This window comes from Arthrobacter sp. LjRoot14 (assembly GCF_964253905.1).
Taxonomy (GTDB): Bacteria; Actinomycetota; Actinomycetes; order Actinomycetales; family Micrococcaceae; genus Arthrobacter.
Window position 1 is genome coordinate 198,710 of the sequence record NZ_CAXURL020000001.1, and the last position, 16,060, is coordinate 214,769.

The following is a 16,060-nucleotide window of genomic DNA, read 5'->3' on the forward strand; positions in this document are numbered from 1 at the left end:
CGCCGTCAGCCGGCCTGCCGGAGCCCGTCGGCATCCAGCAGCACGGTGGCTGTGATGAACTTCCCGCAGTGCTCTCCGTACGGGTACTCCGCCCTGGGCATGAAGCTCAGCGTCCGCTCAGGCAACGGAATGCCCGCCGTCGAGGTGCCGGTGGCTGTGGCGTCAATGCGCGATTCGGTCAGGACATCCATCATCAGCATGCCCCTGAGGGTGCCGTCCGGCGAGGACGTTGCGGAACACGTGCCGTCCGGCCCCGCCGAGGGCTCGCAGCCCTGGTCGACAGCAGTGCTGCCGGGCATCAGTTCGAGGTCCGCTTCCCGGCATGTGCCGTCCTGGCAGGCCTTCAGGTGGATGGCCTTGACCGTGGCTGCATAGCTGGCCGCCACAGTCAGCGCCACCACCGGCGCCTGCGCGATTGCCGGGCACGGCACTGCCTCGGGCAGGCACGCGGACGGGATCAGCGACGTGGTGACAGCTACCAAAAATACGCCCAAGCTGCGCATGCTTCAGCGTAGATCCGTCCGGGCTGCGCCGCCAGAGGCTACCGGGCGGATGGGCGGCAACGCCGGACGCTAGCTGACCGGAAAGACGCCGATGAACAGGAAAGAGGCCACGGCGAAGACGGCAAAGAAGGCGATCATGCAGCCCATGCCGGCCTTCTCCTTGGATGCCTGGTGGATGGACTGGTTCGGATCCGCCGGGTTGTAGGCCACGTCCACGGTGGAACCGGGCGCCGGCTCGGTGCGGAACGGGACATCCGACTCCCCGAAGTACAGGGTTCCGTGCGGGTCGGCGAAGCGGTAGGTGGGGCGGTAGAGGCGGTGGCGCGACCCGGAGGAGCCAGCGGCGCTGGACCATCCGGCTTTGCTGCCGGTCACGGTCGCCTGGACTCTTGGCCACTGTTCGGCGAGCTTCTCCAGGCGTTTGCCCCTACGCACCGCCACGGTGATCGACACGGCGGCCGCGACGACGAACACGGCCCAGACGATGTACAGCACGGTTTTCACGGTTCTCCCTTTCGCGTCAGCAAGCAGTATGCCACTGCCTGCTCCGCTTCACATTCCGGACGGCCTTCAGGCGGGCAGCCTCAGGCCGGCCGGGTGGAGTTCCGCCAGGCCGTCGCTGACCAGCCCGGCCAGGGCGCGCTCCAACTGCTCGGGCGCGGAATTCAGCCGGTGTAGCGCTGCCAGCGGGATGCCGATGCCTTCGGCTTCGAAGCCAAGGTCCGCGGCGGGCTGATGGAAAATTTCCGGAGCCACCGGCGCGTCCGCCAGCCGGAGGACGGCCATCACGGCTCCCCGGACCTGCCGGTCGGTGCCGTGCCAGGACTGGCCCTTCGGGGTGTACGACGGCGGCGGCTCGCCGGCCGCCAGCCACGCGCACGCCCCCCGCACCGGGCACTCACCGCACTTCGGCGCCCTCGCCGTGCAGACCAGTGCCCCCAGCTCCATGACCGACGCGTTCCAGCGGACGGAGAGTCCGACGTCGGCCGGCAGCAGTTCGGCGGCCAGCCGCATTTCGGCTGCTGTCAGCGACTGCGAGGGCAGCGCAGTGCCGGAAAAGAGCCGTGCGTGGACGCGGCGGATGTTGGTGTCCACCACGGTTTCGCGGCGGCCGAAGGCGAAGGCGGCGACGGCGGCCGCCGTGTAGCTGCCCACCCCGGGGAGTTCCAGCAGTGCGTCGTACGTTCCCGGCACGCCGCCGTCGTGCTTTTCCACGATGGCGACGGCGGCCGCATGCAGGCGCAGGGCCCGCCGCGGATAGCCAAGCCTGCCCCAGTGCCGGACAGCCTCGCCGGAGGCCTCGGCTGCCAGGTGCGCCGGAGACGGCCAGCGGCGGAGCCAGTCTTCCCAGACGGGCAGGACCCGGACAACGGGTGTCTGCTGGAGCATGATCTCGCTGACCAGGACACCCCAGGGGGAGCACTCGGGGTCACGCCACGGCAGGTCCCTGGCGTTGGTCCCGAACCAGGCGTCAAGGGCGTCGTGGAGGGCGGCAAGCGGCGGTAATGCGGGGCGACTCGCCGGGGGCAGGGCAGTGGGTGCGGCTAAGGCTTCGATGCAAATACTGTAGTGGATACTGGCCAGCGGTCCGCCTCCCGGCGTGGTGGTGCCCTAATGCGCCCGGCGTTCTCTAGCCTAGAAGGATGGTCAGGCAAGGCACTTCAGGAAAGAACGCTCCGAAACCGAAGGGCACCCCCGGCCGGCAGGCGGGACGGCCTCCGCTGAAGGCCGTCTACCGCCGTCGCAGGCTGTTCGTTGGCCTGGTGCTGCTTCTCGTTGCCTCGGTGGCGCTGGGAGGCTTCGCAGCCGTGTCCGGGGCCATGCGATCCTCCGAGCAGGCTTCTTCCACTGACCGGAACGGATCTGACGGGCAGGGCGCCAAGCCTGAAGCCACGCCCTCCGCGTCCGCCACGCCCAGCACTCCGGCGACGCCCACGTGCGACCAGACCCTGGTCACCGTCTCTGCTTCCACCGATAAGGCTGCCTACGCAGCGGGTGAAAACCCCCTGCTCAGCTTGAAAGTCACCAACGGCGGAAAAGTGGCGTGCGAGGTGAATCTGGGCACGTCCCAGATGGAGTACACCGTCACCAGCGGCTCCGACCGCATTTTCTCTTCGGTTGACTGCCAGGTTGAGAGCGGGGACCTCGTAAAGACCATCGCTCCGGGCCAAAGCGAGACAGCCAACTTCCCGTGGCAGCGCAACCGCAGCGTTCCCGGCTGCGGCGCCGTATCCGCGAAGCCCGGCGCCGGCGGGGCGTATTACATGTTCGTCGCGCGGCTGGGCACCAAGTCCAGCTCCAAGGCCGTCTTCCAGTTGCTTTAGGCGCCACTTTTCAGTCCGCACCCCCTCCGGTCCCGACGACGCACTCCGGTCGTCGGACGGACGCAAACTTTTGTCACTAAATAGGACAAGGGACGTCCCATCTCCAGTAGAATGAAGTCAGTCCTGCTTCAGCGGCAGGTCGGACTCCGAGGAGACAGCCGTGACAATGGCCCCGCAAGAAGTGTCATCCGCCCGCTTCAGCGCGCAGCTGCGATCGCACGCCCTGCAGACGCGGATCATGGAGCTCATCCTGGAGCAGGGACTCGATGTGGGCGACGCTCTCCCGACTGAAGGCGAGCTGTCCGCGATCCTGGGCGTGGGACGCAATACCATCAGGGAGTCGCTGAAGGTGCTGCAGGCGCTCGGCGTCATCGAGATCCGCCACGGCTTCGGCACGTTCGTGGCTCCCAATAACTTCCACGCCCTGGCGGACGGACTTGCCTTCCGGGGGAAGCTTTCCCTGCGCCACCGGGGCGATGAGGCGATGGAACTCGTCGACGTGCGCCAGGCCCTGGAATCCGGCCTGATCGGTTCGGCCATGGACCTGATGACCGCTGCGCAGCGGGACGATCTCCGCAGCGCCTTGGCTGCAATGGAGGACGCGGCAGCCAAGGGGGAACCCTTGTTTATCCACGACGCCGAATTCCACCGCCGGCTATTTGCTCCGCTCCGCAACGATCTCCTGATGAACCTGATGGACGTTTTTTGGAAGGTTTACCGTCAAATTCACCTGGAGCTGGGCCCCGGACCTGTGGACCTGGGCAAACAGGTTCGGGACCACGCCGACATTTACCACGCCGTGGCGGCGGGCGACAAGGCGCTGGCCTCCGAACGCCTGCAGCGCCACTTCGACGGCATCCGCGGAAAACTCAGGACAGTCGCAGCCCGCTAGGCCTGCCAGCCGGCGTCACAACCACCATTAGACCAGCCTCCCAGGCCGGACCCAGCAAGGAAAAGAGCCCTTAAGCATGGAATTCTTCACAGTTCAGGACGCCGCGGCCGCCGGAGCAGTTGGCGCGGGATTCCTGGCCGCCGTGATCCGAAGCAATCCGGACGCCGTGCTGGGAGTGGCCACGGGCGGATCGCCGTTGCCGGTCTACCGCTCCCTTGCCGGATACGGACTGGAGATGTCACGCATCCGGTGCTTCGCCCTGGATGAGTACGTCGGCCTGCCGGCGGGCCACCCGGAAAGCTATGCCGAAGTTGTCCGCCGCGAAGTCACCGGGAGGCTCGGGCTTGACCCGGCCAACGTGTTCGTCCCGGACGGAAGTGCAGCGGAACCCGAGCGTGCCGCCAGCGACTACGAAGCGGCCATCGCGGCCTGCGGCGGGATCGACATCCAGCTGCTGGGCATCGGCCACAACGGCCACCTGGCCTTCAACGAGCCCGGGTCCGCACTCGATTCCCGCACCAGGGTAGAAGTCCTTGCAGAACGAACCCGCCAGGCGAATGCACGCTACTTCGACTCGCCACGGGACGTGCCGGAGCGGTGCATCACGCAGGGCCTCGGCACAATTCTTGAGGCACGGCAGCTCCTGCTGGTTGTGCATGGAGCGGATAAGGCGCAAATCCTGCACCGGGCATTGACCGGACCCGTATCGGCCGACTGCCCGGCCTCCGTCCTCCAGCACCATCCGCACGTGACGGTGATCGCGGACGAAGGTGCGGCTGCCCTGATGGGACGCGTAACGACGCCCGGGACCGCAGTTCCGGTGGCTGTCGGGGCCGGCGCTGCAGGAGCGGGCGCTACCGGCTAGGGTCAGGCTGCGGCGGGACCGAGCAGTGTCCCGGCCCGCAGCACCGTGAGCAGACCGAATTCCGCGTCCACAGCGAGGAGGTCGGCACGCATGCCGGGCCGAACGCTGCCGATTTCATGGTCCATTCCCAGGATTCCGGCCGGCACGCAGCTCGCGGAAGCGGCGGCGTCGGCAGCCGATACACCGGCGGCGACGGTCCGGCGCACCACATCAAGCATGGTCGCCGTGCCGCCGGCAAGCGCTCCATTGCTTTGCAGGGTGGCGACGGAGTCCCGGACCGAAACGGACGCCGGGCCCAGGGCGTAGTCCCCGTCCGGGAGGCCGGTTGCGGCCATCGAGTCGGTGACCAGCACAACGTTTTCCGCTCCCACAAGTTCGAACACCATGTGCACTGTCTCAGGCGACAGGTGGACGCCGTCGGCGATGAGTTCGACGGCGGCGGTTCCGGCGCGCGCCAGGCGCAGGCAGGCCGATGCCGGTCCCGGATTCCGGTGGTGGAGCGGCGGCATGCCGTTGAAAAGATGCGTCACGGTGGGCCGCGTGCCGGCCCAGGAGCCGGGAGCGGCCGCCAGGGATTCCGCAGCGTGTTCGAGGGAGGATGCCGCGGTGCTTGGGTCCGCATCGGTGTGGCCAAGTGACGGTGTGACACCATGCTGCGCTAGCAGGCTAACCAGGTCCTTGGCACCGGGCAGTTCCGGGGCGTAGGTCATGCTTTTCAGCGAACCGCCGGCTACCTCCAGCATTTCGGCCGTCAGGGCCAGGTTGGGGTGCCGAAGCCAGTCGGGATTCTGCGCACCGCACCGGGCCGTGGACAGGAACGGGCCCTCCGAATGGATGCCCGCGATGAGGCCCTCGCCGGCGAGCACGCGAAGGGACCTGATCCCTGTGAGAAGGTCGTCACGGGAGGCCGTGACAAGACTGGCAAGAAGCGTGGTGGTGCCGTGGCGGTGCAGGAAGTCCACTGCCGTGCGGCAAGCGTCCTCGTCACCGCCGGGGAAGTCTCCGCCCGCCGCCCCGTGACAGTGCAAGTCCACCAGACCCGGCAGAATGAAGCCCCCGGCGGGCACCTCCAGTTCCACCGCCCCGGGGTAGTCCGCGGCGTCAAAGGAGCTCCGGGGGCCGGCGAACGTAATCCGGCTACCAACGACGGCCACTATGTGGTCCGGCAGGGCGCGCCCGTCGGAGAGCACCGTTCCTGCCAGGACGAAGGTCCGGCTTTCGGCCGGCTGGCGGGGAGTTGAAGAGGACAGGTCTGCCGGGGTCACGTGTGCCGCTTTCAGTGCAGGGGTGGTTCAGGATCAGGAACGCAGGGCGTCGGAGAACCAGCCGGTGATGGTGGCCGGATGGGTGATGGCGGTTCCGACGACGACGGCGAAAGCACCGGCCTCGAGCGCCTGGCGGGCCTGGGCAGGTGTGTGGATCCGCCCTTCCGCGATCAGCGGCCTGCCGAGCTCCGCGGAGGCGATCTGCTCCAGCAGGGCAAGGTCGGGGCCCGCCGTCTTCGGGCGCTCGCCCGTGTAACCGGCCAGGGTGGTGCCCACCAGGTCGGCCCCCGCGTCCACAGCGGCGGCGGCGTCGTCCAGGGAACCGCAGTCGGCCATCACCAGCGCGTGGGATTCGCCACGGATGCCGGCGATCGTCTGCGCGAGGGAGAGCCCGTCCGGGCGCTCGCGGCGCGTGCCGTCCAGGGCCACCACATGGGCGCCGGCGTTCGCCACGGCCAGCGCGTGGCGAAGCGTGGGGGTGATGAACACGCCGTCGTGGCCGTCCTTCCAGAGCCCGATGACGGGAACTTCGACGGCGGCGCGGGTGAACTGGACATCCGCCAGCCCCTGGACCCGGACCGCGGCAGCCCCGCCTGCCACCGCTGATGCGGCAACCTGGCCGGTGGTGCGGGGGTCCCGCATGGGCTCCCCGGGGTAGGCCTGGCAGGAGACGACCAGCTGTGAACGGAGGGCAGCAAGGCCCTGTGGCGTGAGGATCAAAGTGTCTCCCGGAGGTCGTCAACGGAGCTGGGCGGGGTGAGGACAAGGCTGGCGGCGCCGATCACGGCAGCAGTGTTGCCCAGGGCGGCCGGGCGGACCGGCAGCCCCGCGAGCGGGGCCAGCAGTTCAGTCCGGAGGGCGGCTTCCATCGGCTTCCACCATAGTTCGCCGGCGTCGGCCAGACCGCCGGAAACGACCACGAGTTCAGGATCCAGGACATTGGCAAGGCCGCCCACCGCCTGCCCGGCAGCGACGGCGGCGTCCCTGACCGCTGTGGTGGCGGCAGCATCGCCGTCGTGCGCCAAAGCGAAAACCGCACGGGTGTCCGGGACGTCGGGGGACCCGCCGAGGCGCACATAGGCCTCGCGGATCGCCGGCCCGGACGCGATCGCTTCAACATGGCCGGCCCTTCCACAGACGCACGGCAGGGCGCGGCCGCGGCTGTACGCGAAAGGGGACGCAAGGTGGCCCACATGGCCGGCCACGTAGCGGTGACCCAGGACCGGACTGCCGGCCAGGACGAAGCTGCCGCCGACCCCTGTGCCGAAGGCCACCAGCAACGAACTGGCGGTTTCGGCTGCCGCCCCGGTCCAGGACTCGCCAAGCGCATGCGCGTGGACATCGTTAACGGCACGAACCGACTCCGGGGTGAGGCCAAGCCGGCCGGCGAGCCCCGCCGCCAGCTCAGTCCCGGCCCAGCCCAGGATGGCATCCGTTGCTGACACCACCACACCGCGCCCGGCATCAATGACACCGGCCGAACCAACGCCCACTCCGACAATCCCAAGGCTATTGGCCGTGGCCCGGGACATGAGCCCGGAAACCAGCGCCGCCGTCGCGTTGAGGATTGCCTCGCCGCCGTCGCGGTTCAGCGTCGGAATGGTCTCCGAAAACAGCACCTCCCCGGCCTCCGAAACAACCCCGGCAGCAGTCTTGGTGCCGCCCAGGTCAACGCCGATTGCGTACTGCATTTCTTTCCTCACATACGTTCCGGTGTTGAGCATGGTCGAAACCGGGACCCCGGCAGGCTCGATCACGGGGCCGAACTTAGACCAGGCCGTTGCGCTCGAGAACGGTGCGGATCGTGGCGGCTTCGTCGTCGTTAAGGGACAGCATGGGCTGGCTCATGGTGTTTGATTCAATGACGCCCATGAGCTGCAGGGCGGTCTTGAAGGCGCCCAGGCCGGCGGCTCCGCCGGAGACCCGGCCGTTGGGGGCGTAGACGATTTCGAAGACGTCGGCCAGGCGGTCCTGTTCGCGGGCGGCGCCGGCCCAGTCGCCGGCCCGGGCGGCGTCGAAGAGTCGTCGGTAGCCGGCGGGGTCAACGTTGCCGAGGCCCGGGACAACGCCCTGGGCGCCGCCGAGGAGGGCGCCGTCAACTACGACTTCGTGGCCGGTGAAGATGTCGAAGTCCGGGATGTCCTTGGCCGCAAGGAGCAGTTGGCGGAACGAGACGTCGTCGCCGGAGGAGTCCTTGACGCCGGCGATCACTCCGTCGCGGCCCAGGCGGACCAGCAGGTCCGTGGGCAGCTTGAAGTGGGTGCGGACCGGGACGTCGTAGGCGAAGATCGGCTTGTCGACGGCTGCGTGGATGCTGCGGAAGTGGGTTTCGGTCTCCGCTGCGTTGCCGATGGCGTAGTACATGGACGTGACCACGATCGCGTCGGCGCCAAGGTCAACCACCTTGCGTGCTTCTTCGATGACTCGGTTGGTGGTCTGCTCGTTGGCGCCCACGATCAGCGGGACGGCTCCGGCGTTGGCGTCGGCGATGGTGGATACCACCAGCTCACGCTCCGCGTTGGTCAGGTAGGGGACTTCGCCGGAGGATCCGAGGACGAAAAGTCCGGACACACCGCCGTCGATCAGGTGCTTGGTGAAGTTCTTCAGCGACGCAGTGTCGATGCTGCCGTCGGCGTGGCGGGGGGTGATGACCGGGGGGATGACGCCCTGGAACTGAGTGGACACAGAATTCTCCGTTGTTTGTGGCTTGTGAAGGGAAAAACTAGATGTGGAGCAGGCTTGGCGCGGCGCCCAGCAGCTTCTTGGTGTAGTCGTTGCTGGGGTGGTCGAAGACCTGGCTGGCTGTGCCTTGTTCGACGATCTTGCCGAAGTACATGACGCAGATGCGGTCGGAGACGTAGCGGACGGTCTGGATGTCGTGCGAGATGAACACCATGCCGAGGTTCAGGCGGGTCTTCAGGTCGGACAGCAGGTTCAGAACCTGCGCGCGGACGGAGACGTCGAGGGCCGAGGTCGGCTCGTCCGCCACGATGATGTCCGGATCCAGTGCCAGGGCGCGGGCGATCGCCACACGCTGGCGCTGGCCGCCGGACACCTGGGACGGCGTGACTTCGGCGGCTGACTGCGGCAGGCCTACCAGCGCCAGGAGTTCCTTGACCGTGGCAGCGCGGGTGGCCGCGGTGCCTATGCCGTGGATCTGCAGGGGGTCGGTCAGGATGTCCTGGATGGTCATGCGCGGGTTCAAGGCGGTTGCCGGGTCCTGGAAGACCACGGAGACGGAGCGGCCGAATTCCTTGCGCATGGCTGCGTTGCGCTTGATGGCGGGCTTGCCGTGGAAGAGGACCTGGCCCGACGTCGGCTGCTGGAGACCCACGAGTACCGAAGCAAGCGTGGATTTGCCGCAGCCGGACTCACCCACGATGCCGACGGTTTCGCCCCGGCTGATGGTGAAGTCCACGCCGTCGACTGCCTTGACGATGTTCGGGCGGAACAGCCCGCCGGTCCGCGCATGGTGGTAGACCTTCAGGTCCTTGAGTTCGATGACCGGCTTGCCGGTTGATTCACTCATCTCGCGTCCTCCTTCAGGTGGCTCGCCCAGTAGTGGTCAGCATCGTCGCCCTGGGCGGACCGAACGGCTGTGAGCACCAGTCGCTGGTTGGGGTCGGCGTCGGGACGCAGTGAGCGCGCCGCGAAGCGGTCGCCCGGGGCGAAGTCGCGCGGGGACGGCACGGTGCCGGGGATCTGGTGCAGGCGGACGGCGTCGGCCTCAATGGACAGGACGGCGCCGAGCAATCCCCGGGTGTACTCGTGCTTCGGGTTTTGCAGGAGCTCGGAGGCCTGGGCGGATTCCACCACCTGGCCGGCGTACATGACCGTGATGCGGTGCGCCAGGGATGCCACCAGTGCGAGGTCGTGACTGACAAAAACCATGGCGAAGCCAAGCTGGTCGCGCAGTTCGTTGAGCAGGTCCACAACCTGCTTCTGGACGGTGACGTCCAGGGCGGTGGTGGGCTCGTCGGCAACAACGATCTTCGGTGAACGGGAGAGTGCCATGGCGATCAGCACGCGCTGGCGCTGGCCGCCGGAGAGCTCGTGCGGGTAGCTGGCCAGCGTGCGGACGGGATCCAGCTTGACCATCTCAAGCAATTCAGTGGGGGTCTTGCGTCCCCCGCGGCGGGTCAGCTGCTCCATCTGGTCCTTGATTTTCATGGACGGATTCAGGGAGCTGAGGGCGTCCTGGTAGACCATGGCGATCTGTTCGCCGCGCAGGCCCTCATAGGCCTTGGGGCTGCTGTGCCTGGTATCGGCGTCGAGGAGTTCCTTGCCGTCGAACATGATGGATCCGGTGATCTGCGCCGTCTTGGGCAGGAGCCCCATGACGGCCAGCGAGGTGATCGACTTGCCGCAGCCGGACTCACCAACGAGGCCCATGGTTTCTCCTTCTCGGACCGTGAAGGAGACGTTGTCCACGATCGCGGTGTCGCCGAAGCGGCCCGGGAAGCGGATGGACAGGTTCTTGACCTCCAGGACGTTGCGGGCGCCGGCCGGGACCTGGGGAAGACGGTCGGTGCGTTTGGCTTCGATGGCTGCCAGCAGTTCCAGTTCCCTGTCGAGCAGGACGTGCGGGCTGGCGGCGGCCACCTTGACATCAGTCAGCAGGGCTGACTTGTTGTAGTGCTCCTCGGTGAGGGCGTCGCGGGAAGCCGCCCGGACGCCGTCGAGCTCGTGTTCTTCCACCACGGACGGCTGGGCGACGGACGTGGCAACCTCAGTGCCTTCAGCGGCGCCGGCAACCGATGAAGCAGTTCCGTCGTCGTCCTTTACCACGGGAGCCCTGCGCAGCTTCGGGTTTACCATCGCGTCGGTGAGGCCTTCGGCCAGGATGTTCAGGGCCAGGACGGTCAGCAGGATGGTGAGGCCGGCGAAGGTGGTGGCCCACCAGCCGCCCGAGAGGACGAGGTTGCGGCCGTAGGAGATGACGTTGCCCCAGGACGGGGCGGGATCCTGCACGCCGGCACCGAGGAAGGACAGCGAGGCCTCGAGGATAATGGCATCCGCCACCATAACCGTGGCGAACACGAGGACGGGGGCCGCGGTGTTCCGGACGATGTGCTTGAGCAGGATGTAGAACCGGCCTGCGCCGATCACGCGCTCGGCGCGGACGTAATCCTCGCCGTACTGCGACAGCACGTTGGCGCGCACCACGCGGGCCAGCTGCGGGGTGTAGATGACCGCAATCGCCACGATGATGGTGGGTACCGAGTTGCCGAAGGCCGCCAGCAGGACCGCGGCCAGGGCGATGCCGGGGAACGCCATGAGGATGTCCATCAGGCGCATGATCAGTTCGTTGACGGCCTTGCTGGACATGGCCGCCAGGGATCCCAGCAGGGCGCCCGCCGCTACGGCCAGCGCCACGGCGCCGAGGCCGATCAGCAGCGAGGACTGCGAGCCGTACAGCAGGCGGGAGAAGATGTCCCGGCCCAGCCGGTCGGTGCCGAAAAGGTGTTCACCGCCGGGTGCGGTGGCGGGGATGAAGGTTTCGAGCGGGTCGTGCGGGGCGAGCACCGGAGCCAGGATGGCGGCGGCGATGATGGCCACCAGGAACACGAGCGCAAAGCGGGAGCTCCACGGCAGGGCCTTGAAGCGGATCCCGGGGGCACTGAGCCGTTCAGCGAGTTTGCTTCGCATGGGTCAGACCGTCCTGATTCGGGGGTTGATGAGCAGGTAGAGAAGGTCGACGGCGATGTTCACCAGGACAAAGGTGACCGAGATGGTCAGCACTACGCCCTGCACCAGGTTGACGTCGAGGTTGGTGATGCCGTTGAGGATCAGCTGGCCCATGCCGGGGAGGGCAAAGATCATTTCAATCACGACGGCGCCGCCCAGCAGGTAGCCGATCCTGAGCCCCAGCACGGTCACCGGGGTGACCAGGGCGTTCCGCAGCACGTTCCGGGACACAACTTCGCGGTAGGGCACGCCGTTGCCGATGGCTGTGCGGACGTAGTCCCGGTCCAGTTCCTCCACCATGGAGGTGCGGACCACGCGGATGAGGGACGCCGAGACCGGAATGCCGAGGGCGAGGGCCGGGAGCGCCATCGAGTTGAGCCAGCCGCCAAAGCCGGACTCCGGCGTCGCGATGCCGCCAGAGGGGAACATCGGGCTGGAACCGAGGGCGAACCACTGGATCAGCAGGATGCCAAGCCAGAACGACGGCGTGGCGACCGCCGCGATTGAGAACACCCGCACCAGCTGGTCCTGCCACTTGTCCCGGTAAAGAGCCCCGACGATTCCGAAGGCCAACGACAGCACGACGGCGATGAGCACGCCAAACAGCGTCAACTGAAGGGTCAGGGGGAAGGCGGAACCGATCATGGTGGCCACCGACTTCGCCGGGGGAGTGGTGACTCCCAGGTCAAAGCGGAGCAGCTTGGCGAGGAAGCCCAGGTACTGCAGGAACAACGGGTCGTTCAGGCCGTTGTCCTGCCGGTACTGTTCCTTGGCTTCCTCGCTGGCGCCCTCACCGAGGGCGCTGCTGGCCTGGTCGCCGGGTGCGGCCTGCAGGACCAGGAACACCAGCAAGGTGATGCCCAGAATCATCAGGGGCAGTGCTGCGAGCCTTCGGCCGAGCAGACGCAATATCGTGACCAATGTATTCTCCGGTTGATCTGGGGTGGCTTTGGCCTAGGCCGTGCGGCCGACGCCGACGAACGAGACGCCGGTGGTGGGCAGCGGCTTGAAGCCACTGAGTTTGGTGGAATCCCACGCGCTGGGGAGCTGGCGGTGGAAGATCGGGTACAGCGGCACTTCCTCGGAAACCAGGTCGACGATTTCGCCGGTCAGCTTCTTGGCCTCGTCCCCGGCGGACTGGCCGGCTTTGGCCATCAGATCCACGAGCTGCGCGCGTTCCGGGGTGGCGGCCCAGTTGGCGCGGCCCTTCATCCAGGTGTCCCCGGCGTAGAACCAGCTCAGCAGCAGGTCGGCGTCGTTTCCGAAGACCGAAGGGTCGCCCGGAGCCGCAACCACGCTGTAGTCGCCCTTGCCCACCCGGTCCGCGTACAAGGCGCCGGACTGCAGGTTCTTGAGTGTGACCTTCACCCCGGGGATCTTGTTCCAGGACTCGAGCATCAGCGGGGCGACATCCTTGACCCAGGCGGTGTCAGTGGTCAGCAGTTCGAACTCCAGGCTGGTGACGCCGGCTTCCTTGAGCAGGTCCGCGGCTTTGGCGGCGTCGTAGGAGTAGACGTTCTTCGCTTTGACGTAGTCCGGGTGGCCTTCCTGGAAGTAGGAACTGGCTGCCTTGGCGTTGCCGAACAGGGCCTTCTTGATGATGGAGTCCTTGTCCAGGCCATAGTGCAGGGCCTGGCGGACGCGCTTGTCGCTGAACGGGCCCTTGGTGCAGTTGAACATCAGGAACAGCATGCCGAAGGACTGGACGGATTCCACGGTGGCCTTGGACTTGAGGCCGTCCACATCCAGGTAGGGGACGTCCTCGATGGCCTGCACGCGGCCGGACTGCATGGCGGTGACGCGCGCTGCGGCGTCGGAGAGCAGCAGCCAGGTCATGCCCTTTGCCAGGGCGGGCATGGGGCCGTTGTAGTCAGGGTTGGCTTCGAAGACGATCTTGTCGTCCTTGACTGCCGAGATGAGTTTGTACGGGCCGGTGCCCACCGGCTTGGCGTCGAAGGCCTTGAGCTGTTCCGAGCCCAGCGGGAAGTTGGCCAGGGCCTTGGGGACAACCTTGACCACGGAGATCCGCGGGCCGAACCCGGGGAAGGCGTACTTGAGGGTGAACTCGACCGTGGCCGCGTCAACGGCCTTGACTTCCTTGATGAAGGGGATGAACTGCGAGAACAGGGACTTGTTTGCCGGATCCATCACGCGGGTGAACGAGAAGACGACGTCGTCTGCCGTGACCGGGGTGCCGTCGTGGAACTTGGCGCCTTGGCGAAGGGACACCCGGTAGGTGGTGGGGCTGACCATCTTCGGGTCCTCGGCGGCGAGTGCGTTGTACGGCTCGCGGGTGGCCGGGTGCAGTTCCACCAGGCCTTCGTAGACGTGGAGGTTGGCGGCAAGGGGCGTGGCGCCTGAGGAGGACAACGGATCGAACCCGGTGGACAGGGCGTAGGAGATGCCGGCCTCGATGATGAGGTCCTTGTTGACGGGTGCCGTGTTTCCGGAGGCGCCTGCCGTGGTGGCTGCAGGCCCGCCGCAGGCAGCCAGGGAGCTGGCGAAAGCAGCCGCGACCCCCGCTGCTCCGGTCAATTTAAGGAAACTCCGGCGGCTGGCGGAATTGACCAGCTGACGGTTCTTGATCGTCTTATCCATGAGGTGCCTCACCGTTCAGATTAGTTATCGGATGTAGGACGTCCGATGCTCGTAGGAAAAACTGTAAGGGTGGTCACATGCTTCCGTCAAGTGTGAGCCGGCTCGCTTTGGCGCGCGGTTCCGGGCATTTACTCTGGAGATATGACATCCCACCTCTTTTCTTCAGCCGATGGCATTCAGTTGGCGCGCCCCGACGTTGAGCACGTGCTGGCGGAGCGCGGCAGGGGCGGCTACCGGCAGTACAGGATTCCAGCGATGGCTGTGACGGCCCGCGGCACCCTGCTCGCCGCCTACGACGGACGACCCAACCTTGATGATCTTCCCAGCCCGATTGATCTTCTGCTACGGCGCAGTGGTGACAGCGGGCGCTCCTGGCAGGCTCAGCAAGTGGTGCGCACCGGCGTTGGGCTTGAGGGGTACGGGGATCCAAGCCTGCTGGTGGACGCCGGGACGGGCCGGATCTTTATGTTCCACGCGGCAGGCACCCGCGCCGGTTTCTTCGAAGCCGCCAAAGGTGCGGGGAACGACGACGACGTCCAGCACTGCGACGTCAGCTACTCCGACGACGACGGGCTGACCTGGCGGCACCGGCGGCTCACGGCCCAGCTCAAGCTCGCAGCCGGCCGCGACCTCGGAATTACCGGAATCTTTGCGGCGGCGGGGCAGGGCATCCAAATCCATGCCGGACCGTTCGCCGGGAGACTCGTCCAGCAGTACGTGGTCCTGGTGCAGGGGGAGATTTTGGCGGCGTCCGCCTACAGCGACGACCACGGCGAAACCTGGGCGCTGGGGGAGCTCATCGGCCCTTCGGCGGCCGGCGGGCAGGCGGGCGCGCCGACAGGAGGCGGGGCGGCGCCCAACGAGAACAAGGTTGTCTGCCTCAGCGACGGCAGGCTCCTGCTGCACAGCCGCGCCACTCCCCGCCGGCTATCAGCGATCTCCCGCGACGGCGGGCACAGCTGGGGTCCGCTGACCGCCGTTGCGGACCTCCCCGATCCCGGCGACAACGGCTCCGTGGGCCGTTTTGACGGGCTGCCGCTTCCACCGGGCCATGCCACCGCGGAAACGGACGCATGGTTGCTGGCAACCAACAACCACGACACCGCGTTGCGCCGCAACACCGTGCTCAGCCTCTCCCGGGACAATGGAGCAAGTTGGCCGGCGAAGCTCGCCATTTGCCCGGGCAGCTCGGCGTATTCAACGGCGGCCAGGCTGCCCGACGGGAATATCGGAGTCCTCTACGAGCGCCAGGGCTACCGCGAAATTGTGTTCTGCTCCATTCCGGCAGCCCAGCTCACGGATGCCGCCGCGCCCCGTCAGGGCACCCGCCGTGCCACCCGTGAGGACTCCGGTGAGCCAGCCGGGCAGCCTGCCGGACCCGCCTCCGGCCAGCCTGCCGGACCCGCAGCAGGGATGGTGTTCGACATGGAGCTGCGCTCCATCACGCCCGGCCGTCCGGAGGTCTGGCAAAACGCCGGCGAATTCCACGTGATGGCCGCCGATGCCGGCGAGTGGGACGTCCACACGTGGAAGGAGATCGGCCAGGGATACTCGGCTGAATCAGCCCAGGTGATCGGAACGCGCGAGGCGCAGGACCTGAACTACGGGCCGGTCACCGCCGGCTACAAGGCGGGGGACATTCTTGCCTTCACCGGACGGGCGCGCAACAGTGGCCGGGAGGTGCTGGCCGGCGTGCGGCTGACGGGTCCGGGGGCGGAAGGGTTCGGTCCGGCAGACCTGCAGCCCGGCGAGGAATCGCTGTATTTCACCCCTGTCTGCACGGTGACGGCGCGGGACGTGGAACGCGGCTCGCTGGACGTCAGGTACGGGGTGGAGTGGACGGCGGGCGGCGTGAACCGGCGGCTTGAGCGCCGGTTCACGTTCAACATGGCCGACGGAAGCGTGCGCGTTGGTCCGGTGTAAGG

At 67.3% G+C, this 16,060-nt stretch carries 15 protein-coding genes; 4 read left to right on the forward strand and 11 right to left on the reverse strand.

The genetic code is table 11. The features are described 5' to 3' along the window. Window positions 1-5: 5 nt before the first annotated feature. The 3 genes from ACSQ12_RS01005 to ACSQ12_RS01015 all read right to left on the reverse strand — a co-directional run bounded on the left by ACSQ12_RS01005 (window position 6) and on the right by ACSQ12_RS01015 (window position 1,892). Window positions 6-503 carry a hypothetical protein gene (locus tag ACSQ12_RS01005; protein ID WP_436063974.1) on the reverse strand — a complete coding sequence of 166 codons (498 nt, stop codon included), beginning with the start codon at window positions 501-503 and terminating at the stop codon, window positions 6-8. Window positions 504-572: 69 nt separating this feature from the next. After that, a complete protein-coding gene (locus ACSQ12_RS01010) occupies window positions 573-1,007 on the reverse strand; it encodes a DUF3592 domain-containing protein (RefSeq protein ID WP_436063975.1) in 435 nt (144 codons plus the stop codon). A 66-nt stretch (window positions 1,008-1,073) separates the two neighbouring features. Continuing rightward, complete coding sequence (locus tag ACSQ12_RS01015; protein ID WP_436063976.1) at window positions 1,074-1,892, reverse strand: A/G-specific adenine glycosylase; 819 nt, start codon at window positions 1,890-1,892, stop codon at window positions 1,074-1,076. A 254-nt stretch (window positions 1,893-2,146) separates the two neighbouring features. Here ACSQ12_RS01015 and ACSQ12_RS01020 point away from each other — a divergent pair, with 254 nt between their 5' ends. The 3 genes from ACSQ12_RS01020 to ACSQ12_RS01030 all read left to right on the forward strand — a co-directional run bounded on the left by ACSQ12_RS01020 (window position 2,147) and on the right by ACSQ12_RS01030 (window position 4,584). Beyond that, window positions 2,147-2,827, forward strand: coding sequence for a hypothetical protein (locus tag ACSQ12_RS01020; RefSeq protein WP_436063977.1), 681 nt, complete (start codon window positions 2,147-2,149; stop codon window positions 2,825-2,827). Between the two features lie 166 nt (window positions 2,828-2,993). Then, window positions 2,994-3,719 (forward strand): FadR/GntR family transcriptional regulator, encoded by a 726-nt coding sequence (locus ACSQ12_RS01025; protein WP_436066901.1) that lies wholly within the window; start codon window positions 2,994-2,996, stop codon window positions 3,717-3,719. 76 nt (window positions 3,720-3,795) lie between these two features. Continuing rightward, window positions 3,796-4,584, forward strand: coding sequence for a glucosamine-6-phosphate deaminase (locus ACSQ12_RS01030; protein ID WP_436063978.1), 789 nt, complete (start codon window positions 3,796-3,798; stop codon window positions 4,582-4,584). A gap of 2 nt (window positions 4,585-4,586) precedes the next feature. Here ACSQ12_RS01030 and ACSQ12_RS01035 read toward each other — a convergent pair whose 3' ends face one another. From ACSQ12_RS01035 to ACSQ12_RS01070, 8 genes are all read right to left on the reverse strand, one after another. Next, window positions 4,587-5,849 (reverse strand): N-acetylglucosamine-6-phosphate deacetylase, encoded by a 1,263-nt coding sequence (locus ACSQ12_RS01035; RefSeq protein WP_436063979.1) that lies wholly within the window; start codon window positions 5,847-5,849, stop codon window positions 4,587-4,589. A gap of 33 nt (window positions 5,850-5,882) precedes the next feature. Next, the gene (locus ACSQ12_RS01040; RefSeq protein ID WP_436063980.1) at window positions 5,883-6,569 is read right to left on the reverse strand and encodes an N-acetylmannosamine-6-phosphate 2-epimerase; all 687 of its coding nucleotides are present in this window, start codon (window positions 6,567-6,569) and stop codon (window positions 5,883-5,885) included. Next, entirely contained in the window at window positions 6,566-7,540 is a 975-nt protein-coding gene (locus ACSQ12_RS01045; RefSeq protein ID WP_436063981.1) for an ROK family protein, read from the reverse strand. Before ACSQ12_RS01045 ends, ACSQ12_RS01040 begins: the two co-directional genes overlap by 4 nt. A gap of 76 nt (window positions 7,541-7,616) precedes the next feature. After that, on the reverse strand, window positions 7,617-8,534 hold the full coding sequence (locus ACSQ12_RS01050; RefSeq protein WP_436063982.1) for a dihydrodipicolinate synthase family protein: 918 nt from the start codon (window positions 8,532-8,534) through the stop codon (window positions 7,617-7,619). 37 nt (window positions 8,535-8,571) lie between these two features. Further along, entirely contained in the window at window positions 8,572-9,378 is an 807-nt protein-coding gene (locus ACSQ12_RS01055) for an ATP-binding cassette domain-containing protein (protein WP_436063983.1), read from the reverse strand. Continuing rightward, the gene (locus tag ACSQ12_RS01060) at window positions 9,375-11,498 is read right to left on the reverse strand and encodes a dipeptide/oligopeptide/nickel ABC transporter permease/ATP-binding protein (protein ID WP_436063984.1); all 2,124 of its coding nucleotides are present in this window, start codon (window positions 11,496-11,498) and stop codon (window positions 9,375-9,377) included. The genes ACSQ12_RS01055 and ACSQ12_RS01060 overlap by 4 nt, the downstream gene beginning before the upstream one ends. 3 nt (window positions 11,499-11,501) lie before the next feature. Beyond that, window positions 11,502-12,458, reverse strand: coding sequence for an ABC transporter permease (locus tag ACSQ12_RS01065; RefSeq protein WP_280872496.1), 957 nt, complete (start codon window positions 12,456-12,458; stop codon window positions 11,502-11,504). Between the two features lie 33 nt (window positions 12,459-12,491). Then, the gene (locus ACSQ12_RS01070) at window positions 12,492-14,135 is read right to left on the reverse strand and encodes an ABC transporter substrate-binding protein (RefSeq protein WP_436063985.1); all 1,644 of its coding nucleotides are present in this window, start codon (window positions 14,133-14,135) and stop codon (window positions 12,492-12,494) included. A gap of 141 nt (window positions 14,136-14,276) precedes the next feature. Between ACSQ12_RS01070 and ACSQ12_RS01075 the strand changes: the two genes are divergently transcribed. Then, a complete protein-coding gene (locus ACSQ12_RS01075; protein WP_436063986.1) occupies window positions 14,277-16,058 on the forward strand; it encodes a sialidase family protein in 1,782 nt (593 codons plus the stop codon). The last annotated feature ends 2 nt before the right edge of the window (window positions 16,059-16,060 follow it).